The 22,997-nt window shown below is 60.8% G+C and carries 19 protein-coding genes and 1 pseudogene; 10 read left to right on the top strand and 10 right to left on the bottom strand.

Features of this window, described 5'->3' with window-relative positions:
- Nucleotides 1–13 precede the first annotated feature (13 nt).
- From GRAN_RS21950 to GRAN_RS21940, 3 genes are all read left to right on the top strand, one after another.
- Nucleotides 14–1,894 carry a CRTAC1 family protein gene (locus GRAN_RS21950; RefSeq protein ID WP_128915216.1) on the top strand — a complete coding sequence of 627 codons (1,881 nt, stop codon included), beginning with the start codon at nucleotides 14–16 and terminating at the stop codon, nucleotides 1,892–1,894.
- Nucleotides 1,891–3,606: a CRTAC1 family protein gene (locus GRAN_RS21945; RefSeq protein ID WP_241655079.1), complete on the top strand. Its 1,716-nt coding sequence runs from the start codon at nucleotides 1,891–1,893 to the stop codon at nucleotides 3,604–3,606. The genes GRAN_RS21950 and GRAN_RS21945 overlap by 4 nt, the downstream gene beginning before the upstream one ends.
- Nucleotides 3,607–3,740: 134 nt before the next feature.
- Nucleotides 3,741–4,883 carry a GntR family transcriptional regulator gene (locus tag GRAN_RS21940; protein WP_128915215.1) on the top strand — a complete coding sequence of 381 codons (1,143 nt, stop codon included), beginning with the start codon at nucleotides 3,741–3,743 and terminating at the stop codon, nucleotides 4,881–4,883.
- On the opposite strand, the gene GRAN_RS21935 is transcribed toward GRAN_RS21940, so the two are convergent.
- From GRAN_RS21935 to GRAN_RS21920, 5 genes are all read right to left on the bottom strand, one after another.
- A complete protein-coding gene (locus tag GRAN_RS21935; RefSeq protein ID WP_128915214.1) occupies nucleotides 4,880–7,084 on the bottom strand; it encodes a tetratricopeptide repeat protein in 2,205 nt (734 codons plus the stop codon). The genes GRAN_RS21940 and GRAN_RS21935 overlap by 4 nt on opposite strands.
- Nucleotides 7,081–7,683 (bottom strand): redoxin family protein, encoded by a 603-nt coding sequence (locus GRAN_RS21930; protein WP_128915213.1) that lies wholly within the window; start codon nucleotides 7,681–7,683, stop codon nucleotides 7,081–7,083. Before GRAN_RS21930 ends, GRAN_RS21935 begins: the two co-directional genes overlap by 4 nt.
- Before the next feature lie 128 nt (nucleotides 7,684–7,811).
- Entirely contained in the window at nucleotides 7,812–7,973 is a 162-nt protein-coding gene (locus GRAN_RS25625) for a hypothetical protein (protein WP_161571100.1), read from the bottom strand.
- Between the two features lie 106 nt (nucleotides 7,974–8,079).
- A complete protein-coding gene (locus tag GRAN_RS21925; protein ID WP_128915212.1) occupies nucleotides 8,080–8,217 on the bottom strand; it encodes a bacteriocin in 138 nt (45 codons plus the stop codon).
- Nucleotides 8,218–8,324: 107 nt separating this feature from the next.
- Nucleotides 8,325–8,453: a bacteriocin gene (locus GRAN_RS21920; protein ID WP_128915211.1), complete on the bottom strand. Its 129-nt coding sequence runs from the start codon at nucleotides 8,451–8,453 to the stop codon at nucleotides 8,325–8,327.
- 491 nt (nucleotides 8,454–8,944) lie between these two features.
- Between GRAN_RS21920 and GRAN_RS21915 the strand changes: the two genes are divergently transcribed.
- Nucleotides 8,945–9,118 carry a bacteriocin gene (locus GRAN_RS21915; protein ID WP_161571099.1) on the top strand — a complete coding sequence of 58 codons (174 nt, stop codon included), beginning with the start codon at nucleotides 8,945–8,947 and terminating at the stop codon, nucleotides 9,116–9,118.
- 30 nt (nucleotides 9,119–9,148) lie between these two features.
- Here GRAN_RS21915 and GRAN_RS21910 read toward each other — a convergent pair whose 3' ends face one another.
- Nucleotides 9,149–9,640 carry an SET domain-containing protein gene (locus tag GRAN_RS21910; protein ID WP_206662828.1) on the bottom strand — a complete coding sequence of 164 codons (492 nt, stop codon included), beginning with the start codon at nucleotides 9,638–9,640 and terminating at the stop codon, nucleotides 9,149–9,151.
- Between the two features lie 173 nt (nucleotides 9,641–9,813).
- On the opposite strand from GRAN_RS21910, the gene zwf reads away from it, so the two are divergent.
- The 3 genes from zwf to GRAN_RS21895 all read left to right on the top strand — a co-directional run bounded on the left by zwf (nucleotide 9,814) and on the right by GRAN_RS21895 (nucleotide 14,532).
- Nucleotides 9,814–11,202, top strand: coding sequence for a glucose-6-phosphate dehydrogenase (zwf, locus tag GRAN_RS21905; protein WP_128915209.1), 1,389 nt, complete (start codon nucleotides 9,814–9,816; stop codon nucleotides 11,200–11,202).
- Between the two features lie 164 nt (nucleotides 11,203–11,366).
- Nucleotides 11,367–13,679, top strand: coding sequence for a beta-glucosidase BglX (gene bglX / locus GRAN_RS21900; protein WP_128915208.1), 2,313 nt, complete (start codon nucleotides 11,367–11,369; stop codon nucleotides 13,677–13,679).
- Nucleotides 13,680–13,728: 49 nt separating this feature from the next.
- Nucleotides 13,729–14,532, top strand: a complete 804-nt coding sequence (locus GRAN_RS21895; RefSeq protein WP_128915207.1) for a HugZ family pyridoxamine 5'-phosphate oxidase — start codon at nucleotides 13,729–13,731, stop codon at nucleotides 14,530–14,532.
- Between the two features lie 12 nt (nucleotides 14,533–14,544).
- On the opposite strand, the gene GRAN_RS21890 is transcribed toward GRAN_RS21895, so the two are convergent.
- The gene (locus GRAN_RS21890) at nucleotides 14,545–15,615 is read right to left on the bottom strand and encodes an oxidoreductase (protein ID WP_128915206.1); all 1,071 of its coding nucleotides are present in this window, start codon (nucleotides 15,613–15,615) and stop codon (nucleotides 14,545–14,547) included.
- A 13-nt stretch (nucleotides 15,616–15,628) separates the two neighbouring features.
- Nucleotides 15,629–16,137: pseudogene (locus GRAN_RS21885) on the bottom strand (histidine phosphatase family protein).
- Nucleotides 16,138–16,351: 214 nt separating this feature from the next.
- Between GRAN_RS21885 and GRAN_RS21880 the strand changes: the two are divergent.
- Nucleotides 16,352–17,197 carry a S1/P1 nuclease gene (locus GRAN_RS21880; protein ID WP_161571098.1) on the top strand — a complete coding sequence of 282 codons (846 nt, stop codon included), beginning with the start codon at nucleotides 16,352–16,354 and terminating at the stop codon, nucleotides 17,195–17,197.
- On the opposite strand, the gene GRAN_RS21875 is transcribed toward GRAN_RS21880, so the two are convergent.
- Nucleotides 17,194–19,332 (bottom strand): mechanosensitive ion channel family protein, encoded by a 2,139-nt coding sequence (locus GRAN_RS21875; protein WP_128915204.1) that lies wholly within the window; start codon nucleotides 19,330–19,332, stop codon nucleotides 17,194–17,196. The genes GRAN_RS21880 and GRAN_RS21875 overlap by 4 nt on opposite strands.
- 54 nt (nucleotides 19,333–19,386) lie before the next feature.
- Nucleotides 19,387–21,516 carry a prolyl oligopeptidase family serine peptidase gene (locus GRAN_RS21870; protein WP_241655078.1) on the bottom strand — a complete coding sequence of 710 codons (2,130 nt, stop codon included), beginning with the start codon at nucleotides 21,514–21,516 and terminating at the stop codon, nucleotides 19,387–19,389.
- 223 nt (nucleotides 21,517–21,739) lie between these two features.
- Between GRAN_RS21870 and GRAN_RS21865 the strand changes: the two genes are divergently transcribed.
- Both GRAN_RS21865 and GRAN_RS21860 read left to right on the top strand, forming a co-directional pair.
- Nucleotides 21,740–22,102, top strand: a complete 363-nt coding sequence (locus GRAN_RS21865) for a response regulator (protein ID WP_128915203.1) — start codon at nucleotides 21,740–21,742, stop codon at nucleotides 22,100–22,102.
- A 165-nt stretch (nucleotides 22,103–22,267) separates the two neighbouring features.
- Nucleotides 22,268–22,993 carry a sensor histidine kinase gene (locus GRAN_RS21860; RefSeq protein ID WP_128915202.1) on the top strand — a complete coding sequence of 242 codons (726 nt, stop codon included), beginning with the start codon at nucleotides 22,268–22,270 and terminating at the stop codon, nucleotides 22,991–22,993.
- Nucleotides 22,994–22,997: the final 4 nt, after the last annotated feature.

The raw sequence follows: 22,997 nt of genomic DNA, 5'->3' as shown, positions 1-22,997 counted from the left end.
AGGTGGAGATTTCTTGATCTGGACACGACGCGGCTTCATTCGATCGCTTTCGCGGACTGCACTTGTACTCTCGCTTGAGGATGTGCTGAAGCTTGCGGTTCCGGCTCAGGAAGCTGCGCCGAAAGGGCAGATCGGATCGAGGCCAGTGTTCGAGGCGAAGGCGCGACCTGCCCCGAGTACGATTCCCTCCCCTGTGAAGGGCACTCCGCTTGGGTACAGCTTCGTCGACGTGGCGAAAGAGAGTGGGCTGACCGCGAAGACGATATACGGCGGCGAGCATAAGAATCGCTACCTGCTGGAGACGACGGGATGTGGCGTCGCGTTCTATGACTACGACCACGATGACTGGCTTGATCTTTTTCTCGTCAATGGAACGAGGCTCGAAGGCTTTCCGAAGGGGCAGGAACCGATCAGCCGGTTGTTCAAGAACAATCGCGATGGCACGTTTACGGATGTAACGGCGAAGAGCGGGATGACGCGGTCGGGGTGGGGACAGGGTTGCTGCGTTGGGGACTATGACAACGATGGGTGGAACGATCTGTTCGTGAGTTACTACGGGCAGAACATTCTTTATAAGAACCACGGCGATGGGACGTTCACGGATGTAACGGTGAAGGCTGGCCTGGCACAATCGAAGACGCGCTGGAACTCGGGCTGCGCATTTCTTGACTACGACCGCGATGGCCATCTTGATCTATTTGTCGCGAACTACATCGACTTCGATATCAAGACAGCTCCTCTGCCAGAGGCGGCGGGGTGTGCGTATAAGGGCATCCAGGTGGCCTGCGGACCTCCGGGGCTGGATGGTGGAAAGAACATTCTGTATCACAACAATGGCGATGGAACCTTCACGGATGTCTCCAAGAAGGCGGGAATGTGGGACACGATCGGAACGTACGGGCTGAGTGTTTCGGTTGCGGATCTCGACAATGATGGGTGGCCGGATATCTACGTTGCGAACGACTCGACGGCAGCCACTTACTACCAGAATCAGAAGGACGGGACGTTCAAGGATCTTGCGATCGAAACGGGCATTGCTTACTCGCCGGATGGCAAGCCACAGGCTGGCATGGGTGTTTCCGTTGGGGACTTCAATCGCGATGGGCAGCTAGACATCGTCAAGACTAACTTCGCGGGAGATACAGATTCGCTGTATCAGAACCTTGGCGATGGAACGTTTGAGGATCACACCTATCTCTCGGGGCTTGGGATCAACACGCGCTATCTCGGATGGGGCGTCGGCTTTGTCGATCTCGATAATGATGGGTGGCTGGATATCTTCATCTCGAATGGCCATGTGTACCCGGAGGTCGATAACTCACATTTGGATTCTCCTTATGCCGAGCATAAGTATGTGTATCGCAACCTGCGCACGGGGCAGTTCGAAGAGGTGACGAACCAGGCGGGGAGCGGCATGACGGCTGCGGTCGCGGCGCGTGGATGCGCGTTCGGGGACTTCGATAACGATGGCGATATGGATGTCGTGGTGAACTGCGTGAACTCAGTGCCGCAGTTGCTCCGGTGCGATTCGACGATCATGCGGAACTGGTTGAAAATTCGGTTGGTTGGAAAGAAAAGCAACCGCACGGGCGTGGGGGCGCGCATTACCGTGACCGCGCGGACGGCTGAGGATGCGGAGTCGGGACAGGGCAAGCAGCCGATGCGGCAGATTGAAGAGGTTCGCAGCGGGGGAAGTTACTATTCGCAGAACGACCTGAGGGTTCACTTCGGACTGGATAAGGCGACCACCGTGGACGAGGTTGAGATTGTGTGGCCGTCGGGAACGAAGGACGTGCTTCGGGATCTTCCGCCGAACAAGCTGTATGTGATTGAAGAGGGTGGGAAGATTCTGAAGCAGGTCGCGATGGGTTCGGCTGCGAAGGCTGGCCTGTGACTCGTTGGCTTGCGGTGTGGCTAGCTTGCTGCTTCATGCTTGTGGAAACGCATGGTCAGCAGCAGAAGGTCTATCCCGCGAGCGCGGAACATCCAACCCCGGCCTGGTTTGTCGATGTCGCTTCGAAGGCCGGGCTCACCGTTCGCAATGTGAATGGGAGCGAGGAGAACAAGAAGTACATCGTCGAGGCTACGGGCTCGGGCGTGGCAATCATCGACTATGACCGCGACGGCTGGCCGGATATCTTTCTCGTCAACGGCAGAGATCTTGGCGCGGCGAGCGTAGGTTCGGCGACGAATCATCTTCTGCATAACAATCACGACGGGAGCTTTACCGACGTAACGGTGAAGGCGGGCCTGGTGTCTTCGGGATGGGGACAAGGGGCTTGTGTCGGGGACTACGACAACGATGGCTTCGATGATCTGTATGTGACGGGCTATGGCAAGAACAGGCTCTTCCACAATCAAGGCAATGGGACCTTTCGCGACGTGTCGGATCAGGCTGGCGTCGCCGGGACCGGTAAGGAGTGGGGGACGGGATGCGCGTTCGTCGATTATGACCGAGACGGGCGGTTGGATATAGCCGTCGCGAACTACGTGCACTTCGACCTGGCGAAGACGCCGATGCCGGGCCAGCAGGCTGGATGCATCTGGAAGGGCACACCGGTGATGTGCGGGCCGCGTGGGCTCCCAAGTGCACCGAATCTTCTCTTTCATAACGAAGGCGATGGGCACTTCAAGGACGTGAGCGCGACCAGCGGGATTGAGAAGACGGCGGGGCATTACTGCTTTTCGGTGACGACGATCGATTTCAACGAGGATGGGTGGCCGGATATCTACATGGCTTGTGATTCAACGCCATCCATCCTTTATCGCAATAACAAGGATGGCACCTTCACCGATGTGGCCGCGGATGTTGGGGCGGCGTTCAACGAGGATGGACGCGAGCAGGCTGGCATGGGAGCGACGGCGGCGGACTATAACGGCGACGGTCATGTCGACTTATTCAAGACAAACTTCTCTGACGACACATCGACGCTGTACAAGAGCAATGGCGATGGAACGTTTACGGATGAGACGTTTCCAGCTGGGCTTGGCATTAACTCGGATGCGCTCGGGTGGGGGGCGATGTTTGCCGATGTCGATAACGATGGTTATCCGGACCTGCTCGTCGTGAACGGGCATGTCTATCCGGAGGTCGATTCAGCAAAGCTTGGAGCGACCTATCGGGAGCCGCGTTTTCTTTACTGGAATCTCGGCAATGGGAAGTTTCGTGATGAGTCGAAGAGCGCAGGGCCGGGTCTGACGGAGCCGCTTTCGGGGCGCGGTCTCGCGGTGTCGGACCTGTGGAATGATGGGCGGCTTGAGGCGGTTGTCAATAACCTGAGCGATCGTCCGATGCTGTTGGTAAACGAGGCAAGAAATCAAAACCACTGGCTTGGCTTGCGGCTGATTGGCACGAAGTCGAACCGCTCAGCAATCGGGGCGCGGGTCGTAGTACATGGTGCAAAAAGAAGCTGGGTCGATGAGGTAAGGAGTGGTTCGAGTTACAACAGCAGCAGCGACCTGCGGCTTCATTTCGGGCTTGGTGCCGAGACGAAACTGAGCAAGGTGCTTGTGCGTTGGCCGAACGGCGAGCAGGAAGAGTTTGCCATTGACAGTGTCGATCGCATGCTTGAAATTACCGAAGGGAAAGGCACTGCGCGCCCTTGAACGTTGCGAGTTACGGTACTCCGCGTGGCCGGTTCGTACCGCGACACGAGGGTACAATGGACGACGTATTCTTGTGGCCTCACATGCTTTCGAGATGAGCCTGCAGAGAAGTGCGTTCCACATGAGGCAATCTGATGCGTGGCGATAAGAAGAAGAAAGGCTCCTCCAGTGGATCGGCCTCAAGCCCCACCGAGTCGCCGAGATATCAAACCATCTACGAAGAGTTACTGGGCGAGATCGAATCGGGTGTCTACAAGCCCGGGGATCGGCTGCCGAGCGAGGCCCTGCTTTGTGAGCGATTTCAGGCTTCGCGTATCACGGTGGCGAAGGCCTTTCAAACCTTGCAGCGCGACAAGCTTGTCATTCGCCGGCCGGGCTCCGGCACCTACGTCAACGAAAGCCCGCATGGCCCATCCATGCAGTTCGGTCTGCTGATTCCAGACCTTGGTACGACAGAAATCTTTGAGCCGATCTGCCAGGGGATGATGCGTTCGCCGGTCGCAAAGTCGCACTCGCTTTCCTGGGGGCACACGGCTAGCAATGAGAGCAGCCGCGAGAAGGCCGCCGAGCAGTTATGCGCGCAGTACATCAAGCAGAAGGTCGCGGGCGTGTTCTTCGCGCCCACAGAGTTCTCGCTTACCCGGGATGCGACGAATGGGCGCATCGCGACCATGCTCGCCAACTCGGGAATTCCTGTCGTGCTGCTCGATCGCGGCGTCGAACGTTATCCGGACCGGGGTGCGTTCGACCTTGTCGGCATCGATAATCATCGGGCTGGGCATCTGCTGACGCGCCACCTGCTTCAGGCCGGCGCGACGCGGATCATATTTGCGGCGCGGCACAACTCGGCTCCGACGGTGGACGCGAGGATTGCCGGCTACTTCAGCGCGTTGCGGACCGAAGGCAACGGGTTTGGTGAGGTTGTCCTGGGCGACTTCGAAGACACGGGCTTTGTGCGAGCGATGCTGGATCGAGTAAATCCGGATGGGATTGTGTGTGCGAACGACATCACCGCGGCCCGTCTGATGAGGACGTTGATCTCGCTTGGCGTGGAGATACCTGGTCGCATCAAGATCGTCGGCGTGGATGATGTGACTTATGCGAAGTTTCTGCCTGTTCCCCTGACGACGCTGCGGCAGGACTGCGGCGAAATTGGCGCGATAGCAATGTCGACCATGCTCGACCGGCTGGAGCGGCCGCATCATCCGGTGCGCGATGTGCTGGTGCGCTGCGATCTCGTGGTGCGGGCGTCGAGCGATCGGACGACCGCTAGCTAAAGCCGTCGAAGATTCTTCATGGCGACTTCGTTCCCGGGCTCGAGCGAGAGCGCATGTTCCAGGTCGCGGCGTGCGGAGACCTTGTCGCCAGCTTGCGCTTCCATAACACCGAGATCGTTCCAGTCGCTTGCAGTGCTGGTGGTCATACGAACTACGGCCTTCTGCTCCATCAGTGCTTCAGGAAGCTTTCCAAGTTGCTGATAGACCTGCGCAAGGGCGCGATACGCTTCGACATCGTTTGGTGCGAGACGCTTCCATGCTTCGAGCTCGATGACAGCCTTGCCGAGGGTGCCGCTGCCCGCGTAGGCGAGGGCCAAGGAGCGATGGGCATCGGCGTCATCGCGGACGGCGAGGGCGCGGATGAGCAGGTCTTCGGCTGTGGGAAGATCGCTCGCCTGGAGGGCGATCTGGGCTGAGCCGTAGAGGGCTTCGAAGTTGTCGGGCGCGGATGTGAGGACCTTCGCGAACTCCTGCTTTGCTCCGGCAGCATCGCCGCCTGCGAGGAGCGTGCTGCCTAGGCCGGCATGGGCGTCGAGATCGTCCGGGTGGCCGATGGTGAGTTGGCGAAAGGTGTGCTGGGCTTCGTCCAGATCATTGTGGCTCAGATCGAGGGAGGCGAGGTCAAAGGCCGCATCGGTGTAGCTGGGATCCTTCGCCATGGCCGCGCGGTACTGGCTTTGGGCTCCGGGTATGTCGCCTGCCAGTGCGAGAGCGGAGCCGAGGGAGGTCATGGTTCGAGGGTCATCGGGGCGCTGGTTGAGGACTTGGCGATAGAGTTGCGCCGCTCGCTGCGGGTTGCCCTCCTGCATCGTGAGCGCGGCGAGGTTATATTCAGCGAGTTCGTCGTTCGGGCTCTTGCTAAGGCGGTTCTCCATCCACGCGCGTTCGAGGGCCAGGCGTGGGTCAGTTTCCTTCTGCGTGGGATGGGGTAGGACCTGAAGCCAGAAGTGAGCCATCTCATCTACCGATCGATTGCCCGCATGAACTCGGATGGGCGGCGAATTCGGGTTGCGGATATTTGCGGTGGAGTTATCGAAGGTGTAGCGCATGTGGACCACGGCACCCTTCGGCAGAGTTAGCGGCGTGGATAGTCGATAGACGGATTGCCGATCAATGTCCCAATCCTTGATGAGCAGGATAGAACGGCGCTCGCCGCTAGGCGTCGTCGCCCATGCTTCCATGCGCTTGCCGAGATAGTGCGCATGGGGGTAGATGCCGAGAACATCGACGGCGACGGGGAGCTTGAGCTTGTCTTCGACGATGAAGGCTTGGTCGCCTGCAGGGATGTCGAGGGCGGCGTCGTTCTCGAGTTGCAAAAGCATGGGTTGCGCCGTCGCTGGCTTGTCGGTGAAGTAGAGGCCAATGCTCGCGCGGACGGACTCCTCTTTTCCAGTGGGCTTGAGATGCATGTTGAGGACAAGGTCGGTGCCTGGGTCGAGACGCCAGGGCATGCCCTCGGGTTCAATAAGGGCAGTAGAGTCGGGCTTCCAGAAGAGGAAGTGGCTGTCGGGATCGAACTTGTCGCCGGAGTCGACGAGGATGTCCATGCCGGGAATACCCTTCTGCCAGTCGGACGGGTGTGCACGACGGATGGAGGCGGTGCGGTCGAGGATGACGTTGGCGTGGTGCGTGACGCGGGGCGAGCCGGGCTTGATCTCCATGGCTCGGACCCAGCGTGTTCGGTCGAGCGAGACGGGCAGGACAAAGTTCTCGAAGAGGTCGGTTCCGGACGCCGGCACGGTCATGCTGGCGGGCATCTCGAGGATGAGGTCGGGTTTGCCGAGAGCCCACTCTTTCTCGAAAACCGGCGCGGCCGGCTCTGGTCCTGCACCCTCCGGCATGCCGCTGCTGACCCATGCGGCGATGAGCGCGATGTCTTCGTCGGAGAGCCTGCGATCGCCCTGAAGATGCACGCCTTCGAGCGACGGAAGCCACGGCGGCATGTAGCGGCTTGTGGTGACGGTCTGCATGAGCTTGCCCCAGCGCTTTGCGCCGTTGTAACTCGACAACGCGAATGGGCCGGAGCCGCCTTCGTGGTGGCAACTTGTGCAGTTCTTGTAGACGATCGGTGCGATCTGGCGCCGCCATGTGACGTCCGTGGCAGCATGCACGTTGCGCGACTTGTCTTTCGTCAGTCCGAGGAATCCGACGGCAAGCGCAGATGCTACGCCGAGCGTTCTACGGATGGCGTTGTGCTTCACCGCATACCCCTGCCGAAGGATGCGCTCATGATGCTACAGCCTACGGGAGAGCCGGTGGCACGTTCAACAGGCTTGCCGTCGAGAACCTCGCGAAGGATACGTTCCGCAAAGTGCTCCGTGGCCTGCGGGCGCTCAATGCCAAGGCGGACGTAGCGGTCGTCGATGCGGCCGACGTAGACGGGTTTCCACGAAGAGCCGTTCGGAAGGAGCACCGCGACCTCAGGCGTCGTCGTGGCTCCAGTCAGATGGGTGAGTCTGCCGTCGGGATCGAGAAGGACTTCTCCTCCCGGGTCGAAGCTTGCCTGGTGGGCGCGGACAGCTTCAGGCGTTTCGTCGGCGTTCGGGTATACGAACCAGAAGCGGACGTCCGCAGTAACAAACGCTTCGCGGACGCGCTTCATCTCGGGGAAGGTGCGGTTTGAGATGGGACATTCCGAGGCGACGAAGAAGAGGACGACTGCCTTGGTACTCGGTCTGGCGAGATCCGTTACGGCGTTGCCATCGAGAGCGCGGCCGTAAGCTGCCGGGTGTTGCGCATACGACACCGTGGCGGCGACGACGAGCAGTACGAGTGTCAGTCGATGAAGCATCGCGGCCATTTTAGTCCGTCCGAAGAAGGATCGGCTGTGAGGCGCGTGCGGTGGACCAGGAGGGGCTTCCGAGGTGCTTCTCGCCGGGTGGCTCTCATGCCCGGAGCCACCACGATGCAGCGCGAGAAAAGACCAGACTAGAAGCCGCCATCATACGGAGGCAGAGGCTGCGGGTTGAGGGAGATAGGGCGACCACCTGACACATTCTCCAACTCCTCATCCTTCAGCTCGTCGGCATCAGCGCCGGCTGCGGGCTTCTTGGTCTCTTCCTGCGGGGTCTCATTGATGAGATTCGACATGGTGTTCTCCTTTTTTACCTATCGGCATTGCGGCGGGGCAATTGGTCTGAGTGGGCCTGCTCCCGGAAAGAGCAGACCCATCCTGGGGCGACTATCGTATCGAGGCTTAGTCTTCCTTGTGGAACGGCGGAAGGGGCTGGGGATTGATGCCGCCGGAGACGGTTTCGAGTTCGTTTTCGTTCAGTTCATCCTTGGGCGTGCTGGTGACGGGCTTCTTGGGCTCTTCGCTGATGTGCTGTGACATGGTGTTCTCCTTGGATCGTGTCTTGTGTTGCCGGGGCCGCGCGGGCCGACTCTTGAACCTTTCAGAGGGAGCCAACCTGCCTTCGAGCTTGGGCTTTATCCGCCTGACTAGTCGTCTGACGGAGGATGATGCGGAGGAAGGGGCTGGGGGTTGATGCCACCCGAAACCGTCTCGAGTTCCTTCTCGTTGAGTTCCTCTGGAATAGGCTTCTTGGGGTCTTCGCTGATCTGCGACATGAATCTTCTCCTGGATCCTGGGTTCGAGGTGAGGATGACTTCCACCGTTCGTGGCTGCTGGAAGCATGTTGAGGAACGGTTGGGTAGAAACAGGGCGTCGTCAATGAGGTCTGCGAACGCCAGTATTCGACCGGACGGATCGTTCGCGATTGTAATGACCGCGAGAGATTTGGCTAGTGGAGCAATACGCCTCGGACGGGTTTGACCGCGACGTCTCTTCGATGGTGCGTTCGAGTGGCGTTTCGTTTCGTCCGGCGCTGCGGTTTTCGCAGGAGGCCGTTTCGTTTCGACTGCTTGCCGCTCTCACTTCTACCTACGCGCGTTAGCCACCGGTAGATTGGAGTGAGTTGTGTTTCGCATCCGAGAAAGCCGTTCCCCGAAAGCGAGACGATTCTAGTCCACGGACATGAACGAGAACGCGACCTGACGGAATTGGCGTAACATTTTGCGTGCGCTTCCGATACGAGGACGCGCCAATGCGAGGAGCTGACATGCCGGAATACACCGAAAACCATCCAGGCGAGCAGAGCGATCCGTCGAAAACACCCTCCGCGGATGAACTCACCGATAAAGACCTAGAGCAGGTAACGGGCGGCTCAGGTGGAACCAGTAATATCGGGCGTCTAGGCCCGGGCGGTCCTGGTCCGGCTCCGAAGAGCGCCTAGTTCCGCCCGGTGATAGCAGCAGCGGTCTTCCTACTTGAGGTTTATCTCACCTCGGCACTGCGCAGAACCGCAGAAGCAGGGCACAGCCATGGACGCCTTCGGAAACTTATAGTCGATGGTGAGTTCATCGCCCTCGCGAATGGCCCGACGGGCCATGTAAAGAAGATGACCTTTGAAGACCCAGGCTCGGATATTAGGGTCGCAGGAGTGATTGATGTACTCGGCACCGCTGCCTCCGACGGAACCGTCGATGGTTACGCTCCAGTCCTTCTTGTCGAGAGTGAAGAGGTACATCAGCTTCGCCTGGTCACCAAGACGCCGGATCGTCTCTTCGCGCCCGATTCTTTCGCCGGCGTACTCGATCACTTTGCGCCGCGCCGGAATGTCTTCTGCCGCGAAGAGGCCGAAGCGATGGATCCTCGAAGGGCGAACGATCAGTCTGTAGCTTGCGAATCGCGGATCGATCCGGGGTTCTCTGTCGTCAGGCATCTCGGAGCCGCCGCGAACCCGGGTCTTAGCCATTGAAAGATGTTAGTACGTCGTGAGCCGCCGAAGATCGCAGCAGCCAGAGCAAGTCCACCTGAAAATTCGAAACAAGCGTTCGGGTCCTCACCGCCAATTGATAATTGGGGCCCTGGCACGGGCGTAGAATCGAGGGTGGATACCTGCCGAGCGGGTGCCGAGGAGATGCCTTTTTGAGCCAGCCACATTCCGACGTTCTTGTGTTCTTCGGGGCAACCGGGGATCTTGCGTACAAGAAGATCTTTCCGGCGCTGCAGTCGATGATCAAGCGAGGGACGCTGAACGTGCCCGTCATCGGGGTTGCGAAGGCAGGATGGGGGCTCGACCAGTTCAAGGATCGCGCGAAAGACAGCCTCGAAAAGCATGGCGGTCTCGACCAGGGGGCGTGGGAGAAGCTGGAAGGTCTGCTGCATTACGTCGACGGCGACTACGCCGACCCGGCGACCTTTACCGCGGTGAAGCAGGCGATGGGCGAGGCGAAGCGGCCAGCCCATTACCTGGCCATTCCTCCGGCGCTGTTCGAGAAGGTGGTCGAGCAACTCGTGAAGTCGGGATGCGCAACGGATGCCCGGATGATCGTGGAGAAGCCGTTCGGGCATGACCTGGCCTCGGCGCAGGAACTCAACCGGATTCTGCTGTCGGCGTTTCCGGAGTCGTCCATCTTCCGGATCGATCACTATCTCGCGAAGGCCCCTGTCCACAACATGGTGTCGTTCCGATTCTCGAACTCGTTTCTTGAGCCGCTTTGGAATCGCAACTACATCGAGAGCGTACAGATCACCATGGCGGAGGACTTCGGCGTGCAGGGTCGCGGAGCCTTCTATGACCAGACCGGCACCATCCGCGACGTGATTCAGAATCACATCTTCCAGATCATGTGCAACTTAGCCATGGAACCACCGGCACGAAACGACAGCGAATCGCAGCGGGACGAGAAGGTGAAGGTGCTGAAGGCAATCCCGTCTATTCTCTCGAAAGACCTGGTGCGCGGACAATTTCGTGGTTACCTGGACGAGAAGGGTGTCGCGCCTGACTCGCAGACCGAGACCTTTGCGGCGATGCGCCTGTGGATCCACTCGTGGCGCTGGGAGGGTGTTCCCTTCTACATCCGGTCGGGCAAGAACCTGCCGAGCACATGCACCGAGGTGATGGCGCGCTTCATCCGCCCGCCGCATACAAATATCTCCGAGCCTGATGTCCCGCAGAACTACATGCGATTCCGAATCAGCCCGGACATGACGGTCGGGATGTCCGTCTCGGCCGCATCGGAGAAGGAAGGCGGCCCGCGCGAGGCAGTCGAGCTTGTGGCGAGCCGGCACCCCGGCCCCGACACGATGGAAGCCTACGAGCGTGTCCTGAGCGACGCGATGGCGGGCGATGCTACGCTCTTCGCGCGGCAGGACTACGTGGAAGAGGCCTGGCGGATTGTCGACCCCGTGCTGAAAGAGACAACGCCGGTGTACGTCTATGAGCCGCATACGTGGGGTCCATCTGAGACTGCGCCAACGGTCGTTCCGCCGGGCGGTTGGGACGAGCCGGTTGCGTTGACGCCTGAGGGGTAGGAGGGCAGGGCCAACGATTGAAGTCTTTGTTTCGAGCCGACGTGCCGAAAGTGCTGCGTTCGCAGTAAGCTGGCATGGCTGTAGATTTCCTGCGTCTCTGCTTTCCGAATTCCTGTCGCCCTGGCCGGCAAGTCGCTACCCCATGTTGAGGAGAAGTTTCGATCATGCGTTCGTCCCGTGGATTCACCCGCAGCCATCTCCGTCTCGCAGTCGTTGCGGGTCTTTCTTTGTCTCTGGCCGCAGTTCCGTTGGCGTCGCGCACGCTCGCCCAGGCGGCCGTTTCCAGCAATCCGAAGACAAACGTTAATCCTGAGGCCCTCCGGTTCGCCAACGATCTTCTGAAGAAGATGACCCTCGAAGAGAAGATCGGGCAGATGAGCCAGACCGCCATGAACACGCCCGACAAGAAAGCCGTCGACGACGGCATCCGCAAGGGCCAAATCGGCTCGCTGCTCTTCATCACGGACGCGACCGAGATCAACCGGCTGCAGAAGATCGCGGTCGACGAATCGCGGCTGCATATCCCGCTGATCGTCGGGTTCGACGTCATTCATGGCTTCCGGACCATCTATCCAGTTCCCATCGCGATGGCCGCTTCATGGGAACCCTCGGTCGCCGAGACCGCGCAGAGGATGGCGGCGCGTGAGGCCAGCTCTGACGGAGTACGCTGGACCTTCGCGCCCATGGTGGATATCGCCCGCGACCCGCGTTGGGGACGCATTATGGAGGGCGCGGGCGAAGACCCGTACTTGGGTTCGCGCATGGCGGAGGCGCAGGTGCGCGGCTTCCAGGGAGATCTCGGGCCGGACCATATCCTCGCCTGCGTGAAGCACTTCGCGGGCTATGGCGCGGCGGTTGGCGGACGCGACTACGACTCGTCGAACATTTCGGATGACCAGCTTTGGAATGTCTACCTTCCACCGTTCAAGGCGGCGGTCGACGCGGGTGCGGGCTCGCTCATGTCGGCCTACATGGACCTGAACTCAGTTCCGGCAACGGGAAATAAGTTTCTTCTGCACGACGTGCTGCGGGAGCAATGGGGCTTCAAAGGCTTCGTCGTCAGTGACTGGGACTCCGTGAAGAGCCTGACCGTGCATGGCTTCAGCGCGGACGACCGCGACGCGGCCACGCGGGCGGTGAACGCGGGAGTCGACATGGAGATGACCAGCCACACCTTCCGCGACAACCTCGCCGCCGCCGTGAAGCAGGGGACGGTGAAGGAATCGACGATCGACGACGCGGTGCGAGACATTCTTGTCGCGAAGTACCGCCTTGGGCTATTCAAGAATCCATACGTCGACACCGCGAAGATAGAGAACATCTCGGCGGCGCAGCGTGCGGCCACGCGCAAGGCCGCGACCCAGACGGCGGTTCTGCTGCGTAACGAGGGCGGGCTTCTGCCTCTGACCAAGGCTCCGGCTTCAATCGCAGTGATCGGGCCGCTTGCGAATGCGAAGGCGGACACGATGGGCTCTTGGAGCCTCGCAGGTCACCCCGCCGATACCGTTACGGTGCTCGAGGGGATCAAGAACAAGTTTGGCAACGGGACGAATATCCGCTCGACGACGGGTGTCGAGATCTTCCGCGACCAGCCCTCGATCTTCGACGACCAGTTCCCCGACCCCAAGCCCGTGCTGACGACCGACGAGGCGAAAAAGGCGGAGTTCGATAAGGCGATCGCGATGGTGAAAGACTCGGAGATGACCGTTCTTGTGCTCGGCGAAGCGCAGACGATGAGCGGCGAGCGGGCCTCTCGGTCATCGCTGACGCTGCCGGGCAAGCAGCAGGAGCTACTCGAAGCAGCCGTCGCGACGGGCAAGCCGATCGTGCTTGTGCTGCTGAACGCGCGGCCGCTCGACATCACCTGGGCTTCGGCGCATGTTCCTGCAATCCTTGACGTCTGGTATCCCGGCACGGAAGGCGGGAACGCGGTTGCCGACCTGCTCTCAGGCGCGGCGAACCCGGGAGGTAAGCTGCCCGTGAGTTGGCCTCGCAACGTAGGCCAGGTGCCAATCTACTATGGCGATAATCTGACGCAGATCCCCCGTGATCCCGAGACGCGGTACTGGGATGGATCAAGCGCACCACTGTATCCGTTTGGGTATGGGCTGAGCTACTCGACCTTCACGCTTGGCAACATGAAGATGTCGTCGACCTCGCTCAAGAAGACGGGCGAGGTGACGGTTTCGGTGGACGTGCAGAACACCTCAGCCACTGCCGGCGACGAGGTGGTGCAGCTTTACACGCATCAACGAGCGGGAAGTGCGTCACGGCCGGTGCGCGAGTTGAAGGGCTTCCGGCGGGTTCAGCTTGGCCCGAACGAGACGAAGACCGTCACCCTGACGCTCAAGGCGGAGCAGCTTGGCTTCTGGAGCCCGGCGAAGCGGATACCGGTGCTTGAGGCGGGTGCATTCGATCTGTGGATCGGAACGTCATCGCAGGCGGAGATGCACTCGGAGTTCACGCTCGAGCCATAGCAAGCCTGGGAAGGGGTGTGGTGGGCTAGTCTGGAGACGGAGATTGCCCATGTCGTCGACCGATACCGCCGCACCCCGTCAGCACGCCTACACCGGCCCCGCGCTGCCGCAGACTCCTGAACCGAGCCACGCCGAGCGTGTCCGCACGCTCTTCTCGATCACTTCGGTCGCCACGCTTTCGACCGTGTCGCGTAAACATCCGGGCTTTCCGTTTGGGTCGCTGATGCCGTTCGGGCTCGATGCCGCCGGAAGGCCGACCTTCCTCATCAGCAACATGGCCATGCATACGCAGAACCTGAAAGCCGACCCGAGGTGCAGCCTTTTCGTGGAGCAGAAGGCAGAGGATGGCGATGTTCTCGGAGCAGCGCGGGCGACGCTGATCGGGCAAGCCGAGCCTGTGCCCTCGGGCGACCTCGCCGAGGTGAGGGAGAGCTACCTGGCGCGGCATGAGAAGAGCCGCTACTGGGTCGACTTCGCGGACTTCAGCTTCTTCCGGCTCGAGCCGCTGGACCTCTACTACGTCGGCGGCTTCGGTGTCATGGGATGGGTTGGCGCGCAGGACTACGTCGACGCCGCGCCCGACCCGCTGGCGCAGGCAGCTCCGGGCATTCTCTCGCACATGAACGCAGATCATGTGGACGCGATGATCAAGCTGGCGCAGGCGCATGCCCAGATCGAGGCAACCGAAGCGGCGATGACGGCAGTCGACCGTCTCGGCTTCAACCTGCGTCTTAAGACAGCCGACGGCATGAAGGGCGCGCGAATCAACTTCCTGCGCGAGGTTGCGAACGCCCAGGAGACGCGCAAGGTGCTGGTCGAGATGATCCGGCTGATCGAGGGCGGCAAGGAGTAGCCTGCCTGCCTCCTAGCTCCAGGCTGCGCGTTCTTCCTGCGTCAGTGACAGCGGGAGGACGCGGCCTTCAGCGGCTGATTTGAAGGTGGTTTCGAGGATCGCCATCACAGCGACCGCATCACGGGCCGGAATCTCCGCGGGATGGCCAGACAGGATCGCGTCGCGAATGCTCGCGTAGTAGAGGCTCTGGTTCGAGGGCGGCGCGGAGATCTCGGTGCGTGTGCCGGTGGCTCCGTCGAAGAGCAGGCCGGGGTCGGGGTCGACGCCGAAGCGCGGGTCGGTCGGCGGCATGCCGGAGACGAGCTGCGCCTCCTGCACGTCGAGTCCATACTTCATCCAGGTTCCAGCCATGCCGTGAACGACGGAGCGTGGACCGCCCTTCGCGGCGACGATCGTGGCGTTGAGGATGACGTTCATCTTGTCGTAGAAGAGCTGAACATGCGCGTAGTCGTCAGTCAGTCCACCTGGACGCATCGTGCGGATGGTAGCGCTGACCGAATGCGGCAGGCCGAAGAGATAGAGCGCCGCGTCGATAAGGTGCGGACCGAGATCGAACCACAAGCCTGCGCCGGGACCGGGATCTTCGCGCCAGCGCTTGCGCACGTTGGGCCGGTAGCGGTCCATGTGGCACTCGTAGTGAGTCACCTGCCCAAGGGCACCCGACTCAAGCACGGCCTTGGTCGCGAGAATCTCGCTGTCCCAGCGGCGATTGTGGAAGACCGAGAGCAGGCGTCCAGTGTCGACGGCGATCTTCTGCAGTTCGCGCGCCTCGGCAAGCGTGACTGTGAACGGCTTATCGATGACGACATCCTTCCCCGCGCGCATGGCGGCAGCGGCAAGGGGGAAGTGGCTGTCGTTCGGCGTGGCAATCACCACGAGATCGACATCAGGGTGCGTCGGCACCTCTTCCGGCGCGCAGACAATGGCCTCGGGGATATCGACCGCGAGAACGTCGCGTTTGCTCGATCCGACGACAGTCAGCGGCAGGTTCGGCACCGCGCGGATGTTTGGTGCGTGGAAGGTCTTGCCTGCGTATCCATAGCCGATGAGTCCGACCCGTACTGCCTCTTTGCTTCCGCTCATGAAGTCCTCAGTATTATGGTATCCGCGATCCGGTAAGCGGGAGCGGCGAACCCGCCGAACGCAGCGTCCAGGACATGCCATTGAAGCGCAGGTCGGTGAGCGTAAGCGGTGCAATGTCGATGCGCCAGAAGGACTGCGGTGGTGCGCTGAGCGTGTGCACGAGAGCCGCGCGAATAATGGCTGGATGAGTGATCGCGACGATGTGTCCCGCGTCCTGCTGATCGGCGATCCATTGCCCGACGCGCCCGATCAGCTCGACGAACGACTCGCCTCCATGCGGGGCGGTGTGGACATCCATCAGCCACTCCAGCAGACCTTCAGGATCCTCCTCCTGAATTGCTTCGAGTCGTACCCGCACCAGTTGCCATAGTCGCAATCGCGAAGTTCAAGATCGACTTCGGCCGAGAGGTTCAGAGCCTCGGCAGTCTGCCGCGTACGCTGCTCGGGACCACAGAGGACATACCGTGCATGAGGCGCGGCCCAGCTTAGGGAGGAGATTTCTTCGTACTCCTTCGGCAGCACCGACTCATCGAGCGGAAACGACGCAGCCCGCGAGGCACCGGTCGCCGCATGGCTGATGAAGGTGATACGAGACGGGTTGGATTCGGGCTCCACCTTTGACCTCAGCGACCTCAGGCGAGGGTATCATCGCAGGCAGCCTGGGCCGAAGGACCCAATTCGCTCTCACAAAATAACGCCGCGACCCATGGTAGATTCCAGTTGTCGAGGTCTCCGCATGAAGCGCCTGGTTGCTGCCGTTTGCCTCTTTCTGCTTGCTCCTTTGTCCTTACACGCATGGGGTCCGCAGGGACATCGCCTGGTCGCGGAGATCGCCTTCGACCACCTCACGCCGGAGGCGCATGCGAGCGTGCAGGAGTTACTCGGCCACGAGAGCCTCGCCGACGTCTCCTCCTGGGCCGATGCGTACCTTGATGGCAACTTCCAGACCTTCTACTGGCACTTCATCAACATTCCTCCCGATGCGGCAGGCTATGACCGCGATCGCGATTGCCTCCTCCAGCCCGGTGTCACACGCGGGAGCACGCGCGACCACTGGCGCGACTGCGCGGTCGAACGCATTCCGTACAACGCCGAACGGATTGCCAACCCATCGCTTGATCGAGCCGACCGTGCCATCGCGCTGAAGTTCCTTGTGCATATCGTTGGCGATCTGCACCAGCCGTTCCACGCCCTCGGAGTTGGCCACGGAGGCAATGACATCCCGGTCACCGTCTTCGGCTCACCGGACTGCGGCGACTACAAGTGCAACCTGCACGAGGTCTGGGACGAGAAGCTTATCGAGCGGCGTGGTCTGGATGACAGCGCCTACCTCAAAGTTCTCGAGACGGGGATCGCGGCGAAGAAGATGACCGCCGGAACCGGCACCTCGGTGGACTGGGCCATGGAGTCGCGCGACCTTGGCAGGGCGGCCCTTGTGGCGGCGGGAACGAACATCGACGAAGCGTACTACGCACGGAATATCGCGACAGTTGATCAGCGCCTGGAGCAGGGTGGTCTTCGCCTCGCCGCGCTGATCAATGCAGCTTTCGCCAAGGCCCCAGTCGAGAAAGTACCACGCTAGCCCTGCACAGCGGCTTTGATCGCAGGCGTTTCGGTGACCGCCGCCTTCACGCGCGCATCGTTGTCCATCAGTTTGAGCACGGACTCGGTCACCTGTTCATCCACGCGGGAGGCGTTGCGAATCTCGACTGGAAAACGCGCGGAGAACTGAAGCCCTCCGCTAATAAGCTGTAGTCGCGATTCGATCACGGGGGCGTCCACGGTCGAGTCCATCCACGCCTCCATCTCCTTGTGCTGTGCCTCGATCTGCGGTCGATAGCCTTCGTAGACCGCCTTGACCGCCTTCAATAGGTCCTCCGACGCACCGTTGTAGTCTGAGGTAAGCGAAAGCTTCACGGTGAGCTCGTGCCACGCGTACTCCGTTCCCGGCAGTTGCTTGTAGAGCGGAGTGCCCGCCTGGAAAAGGACTGAGTTCGAGAAGACGGCGACCCGCCCCGTGGGATGCAGGTCCGTGCCCGTGCCCGCAAGCTCCATGATGTAGAAGCGCACCAGGCCCACATCGATCACGTCGCCTGACACCCCGGCGACCGAGATGCGATCACCAACTCGGACGCCATAGCGGCCAACAATAAAGAAGTAAGCAGCTACCGAAAGCAGGATGGTCTGGAGCCCGACCGCGAGACCCGCAGTGATGAATCCAGCAAAAGTCGTCAACGAATTAAACTGCGTGACGAAGCCGAAGATAATCACCAGCCCAGTGAGAAAGCCAACGACGAGCCTGCGTAACGACATGATCTGCCTGCGCCGGCGCGGATCGCGGACATAGCGAACCGTGGCTCGCTTCCACACCTCACCCAGGATGAAGACGACACCGAGCACAAGCGCAATCGTCAGAAGCCGCAACAGCAGAGCACGCAGCACTTCGTGATACTCGTCGTTCACCGCAGCGCGCCACGCAAGCAGGTTCGCCCGGCTCTGCTCGAGGAGGATGATCTCCTGGCTCAGCGGAACAGCCGCATTGGAGAGCGCCTTGAAGGTCGCTGTCACCTGGTCGAAGCTCTTGCGAATGGCCGCGGAGGTAACCGGCGCTGCGGGCGTGCCCGGGGCAGAGGGCGGAGCCGGTGTCGCCGCAGGCTGGGTGTCGGGGACCACGGCCGCCTGCAAGCCCTGCACCTGCTGCGAGAGCGTATCGCCCATCTGCAGCGTGCTGCGCAGGATGTTCGTTAGAGGCGTCCGCAGGGCAAGCGTTTCGTTGTGCAGGTCCTGCGTCTCCTGAATCCACTGGTCGATCGCGTGCCGCGTCGAGAGCAGTTGGAACAGCGCAACTGCTTCACTCGTCACACCCGATGACCGTTGAATATCGAGACTGGCGAGAGGCGGCGCAACCGACTTCCCCTTCGCCGCCGCAAGCTCCGGAGCCGAACGCTGCAGGCGATCGATATCGCCCGCGAGCCCCGTCTTACCCTGCGCGTCGGACATGCCGACGATCTTTCCGAGCGCGTCGGACATCGCGTTCGAGAGCTCGAGCGCACCCTCGACATCGTCGCGCTGATGCGTCAGGGCAGCCACATCCTTTGGCTTCGCCGCCGCAATCTGCTGATCGAGACTGGCAGCGAGCGTCTTGAGATCGGCGATGCGAGTGGTGACCGTCTGTTTCGTCGTTTGAAGCCGCTGCGCCTCACCCTGCTGGGGAACCGCTGCGTCTTGAGACGCGCTGCGCTTCTTCTGGTAGGCATCGAGCAGAAGCGCCTCGGCCTTGGCGGAATCGAAGGCATAATCGGCTACCTGCGCGGCCTGGGTCGCCGCCTGGTCGCGATAGAGCGCGTCACTCGGCTCACCGACTTTCTGAATCGGCGAGACGGCCATCCGGTAGTACCGGATGACGGTGCTGAGATGCGCGAGAATATCCTTGCTGCGGTCGTCGGGATTCAGTCCGGCGATAGGCGCGAGCGCGAGCCCCGTCAGCGGAGCCGAGGCGGGCGCCTGTGCCGAAACCACCGACACCGGAGCCGCGGCAGTCTTCGTCGCGGAGGCAGGCTGCGTCGTCGAAGCAGATGGTTGCGCCGCCAACGGACCGGGTTGCTGCCCGGCGAACGAAGTCACGGAGCCCGCGAGCAGCAGAAGCGTCAGGATCTTTCGTGCTCGAAACGACGTACGGTGAAACCGGCAAGAGAGAAGCGGGCGCGCCTTGGTCATTGCATCCATTTTAAGATGGATGCTCCCCGGTCGGCCTTCGGCTCACGCCAGATCTCAGTCCATCAGCTTCCGCGTCAGGTAGATATACTGCACGGCCCGCGTCTCCGCCTGCTCTTTCAGGTCCGCTCCGGCACCGTGACCGCCCTCGATGATCTCCTCGTAGAAGAACGGCTTGTGAAACTCCTCCATGCGGGCCGCGAACTTGCGGGCGTGTACGGGCCCGACTCGATCATCCTTGGTGGTCGTAAAGATCAGCGGCTCAGGATAGGTCACATCCGGCTTGAGTTGGTGATAAGGCGAGATCGAGGCAAGGAAGCGCCGCTCTTCCGGGTTCCCCACCGACCCGTACTCACCCACCCACGACGCCCCGGCCGCGATCTGCTCGAAGCGGAGCATATCGAGCAGCGGGACCTGGATCACGATCGCATTCCAAAGATCCGGACGCTGGGTCATCTCGACTCCCATCAGCAAGCCGCCGTTCGATCCGCCCACGATGCCTAGACGGCGTGGCGAAGTGATCTTCCGGGCAATCAGGTCTTCCGCCACCGCCGCAAAATCGTCATAGATTCTCTGCCGATGCGTCTTCAGCCCGGCCTCGTGCCACGCCGGGCCAAACTCGCCGCCGCCGCGGATGTTCGCGAGTACAAAGATGCCGCCGCGTTCCAGCCAAAGCTTGCCAAGCACGCCGGAGTAGTACGGCGTATTCGAGACCTGGAAGCCGCCATATGCCGTCAATTGGGTGGGATTGGAGCCGTCGTACTTGAGATCCTTTCGCCGCACGACAAAGTACGGCACCTTCGTCCCGTCCTTTGAAGTCGCCTCAAGCTGTTCGACGACGTCCTTCGATCCGTCGAACTGCGGCGGGAGCGTCTTGACAATTGCGAGCTCACCAGTAGCCGCATCGCCAAGCTCGAGCGACGAAGGGGTCAAAAAGCCCGTCAACTCAAGAAAGAACTTGTCGTCCGACGTGTCGGTCGTCACGACCTCAACGGTCTGGTTGTCAGGGACGGCGAGCTTCGTGCGGGTCCATCCGCCCTTGCCCCACGTGTAGCAGTACGCCCTTCCCTGGACATGCTCGAGTGTCGTCAGAAGGAGATGGTTGCGCGTGGTCGAGACGTCCTGGGCGAATTCCTCCGACGTCGGTTCGAAGACGACAGTCGGCTTCAGATGAAGCGAATCCTTGCGAACGGCCGCAAGATCGAGCGATACAATCGCTCCCTGGGGGAAGCCGTGCATCATTCCCTCGGGCTTCCAATCCTCATTGAGCGTCACGATGATCTGCCCGTCCAACATTCCGTCGATGTCGCTCTTCTTCGGGAGCGCGAGCGGCTTCGCGCCGTCCGGCGTCAGCAGTGAGACTTCGCTTTCAAAAAAATTCACCCCGCGCCGAAGTATCGTTACCTGGTTGCCTTGGTCATCGTGCAGCACAAAGGCGCCTGCGCTCACGTCCGACTCGGTCCCGCGATAGACCTCCGTCGCCTTATCGAGCGGCTGCCCCCGTTTCCATCGCTTGACTACGAACGGGTAGCCCGATTTCGTCATCGTTCCTGGACCCCAGTCCCGATCGACGAGCAGCGTGTCCTTGTCGATCCAGCTCACCCCCTGCTTCGACTTCGGCAGAACGAAGCCTCCGGGAACAAACTTTCCGGTCTTCAAATCGAACTCACGAAGCGTCTCCGCATCCTCCCCGCCAGCCGAAAGCGCCACCATGCACAGACCGGCCCCCGGATAGAGGCAGTTGAGCCCCTTCTGCACCCACTTCTCGTTGTCGGCCTTGGCCAGCGCGTCGTAGTCGATCACGGTCTGCCAGTGCGGCTGCCCGGATTTGTAATCCTCGAGAGTCGTCTTCCGTAGAATCCCGCGGATGTGCTGCGCGTCCTGCCACGTGTTGTAGATCGTCCCTTCACGGAAGTCAGGCATGGCAAGCCGGTCAGGAGATTCCAGCACCTTCAACGCATCCGCCTGGAGCCCGGCGAATCGCGGGTCTGCCTCGAGCACCTTCGACGTACGCTCGTTTTCCGCCTTCACCCACGACATCGAACGCTCTCCGGAAACGTCCTCCAGCCACTGGTATTTGTCGGGCTGCTCCGTCGATGTCTGCGACCGCATGAGGGTCGGAGTCATCACAACAATGGCCGTTCCAAGCAAGGTGGCGGTCGTGATCCGAAAGCGTTTGTGAGTCAAGATGGTCTCCAATCGACGGAAATCGTTGCTTCAGTATTCGGTTCATGAGTTCATATCTGTGTCGAGAGCGTGAATTCGAATCCGCCTTTGGCAATCACACCGTAGTTGCACGTTTTTTGCGTCGCATGGATGACATAGCGGAAACATTATGGGAGACAGTGTGTTCTTTCCTAGGCAGAATGGTTCAGGGCAAGTGGATTCCCTGTCCGGATTGGAGCCCGATATGGCGAAGCAAGCATTCATCCTCGTATACGGGCGCGATCTTAGCCTTCTTGAAACACGTTGCTGGGTCCTCGAAGGCGCCGGATTTCGGGTGCAAGGTACGGCAGACTTCGCGGAGACGATGAGCGTGTTCAAGGCAGAGCCGCCGGACCTGACCATCCTATGTCATTCGCTTCTGCCGGAACAGCGGAAAGAAGCGTTGGACGCAACGCGTGCCGCCTGTCCGTCCCGCAAGATGCTCGTTCTCAGCGGAGGCCTGGGCGAACTGCCCGGCCACGAAGAGACCGCCACTATCGATGCCTTCGATGGGCCCAGGGTCCTCGTTGCTACGGTCAAACGTCTTCTGGGAGAAACCGAGGTTTAGCAGGGAGCCCGCGAACCGCCCGTCAGGAAATTTATGTTTGCTAGGCGACTTACGAGCGCATCCCGCATCCAAACTTGGGTGATCCTGGTTAATTTGGAGGCGATCCCTCCTCCATGAAGCACCCTTACGGTGTTCTCTCCAGAGTTTCGAGAGGCGGAGGGAGCGATGGAGACAACCGGACGCTCCAACTCACAATCGAACCTTAAGATGGTGGGACCACTTCAACCTGGGGACGAGCATGCGATTGCGGGGCAGCTCGCTCTCGAGTTATTGCATGATATTCGTAATCCCCTTGAGGCGCTGAGCCATCTCACCTATCTCGCGTTGCAAGAGGCGGACGATCCTGCGCGCGTACGCAAGTACATGCTGCTCGCGGAAGAGCAGATCGCCATCCTGGGCCAGTTCGCCCGCCAGACGCTCAGCCTATCCAAGCCATCGTCAGTGCCCAGGTCAAGCGATCTCGTCCGCCTCGCTGAGGCAGCCCTTCGCATTCATCAGCGGACGATCGACTCTCGCAGGATTCACTTGGTGAAGAGTCTTCCCGAGAACCTCATGGCCGAAGTGCACTCGGGCGAGATGCTCCGGGTTATCTCGAACCTCATCGTCAATGCGCTCGATGCTCTACCCGAGGAGGGGACACTCAATCTCCGTCTGCATAAATGCCACGGCAAGGTTCACCTTGTCATAGCCGACAATGGCCACGGCATCGCCGAAGAGCACCGGCAGAGCATATTCGATCCCCACTTCACCACCAAAGGGGATGCGGGTACCGGTCTCGGTCTCGCCTCTTCGAAGAGGATCATCGAGAATCACAAGGGAACCATCAGGCTCCGCAGCAGCGTAATCCCCGGCAAGAGCGGATCAACTTTCAGGATCTGCCTCCCGGCCTGAGCGC

This window comes from Granulicella sibirica (assembly GCF_004115155.1).
Classification (GTDB): Bacteria; Acidobacteriota; Terriglobia; order Terriglobales; family Acidobacteriaceae; genus Edaphobacter; species Edaphobacter sibiricus.
The sequence above is the reverse complement of the archived record's forward strand: the minus strand, read 5'-3'. Positions and strand labels throughout refer to the sequence as shown.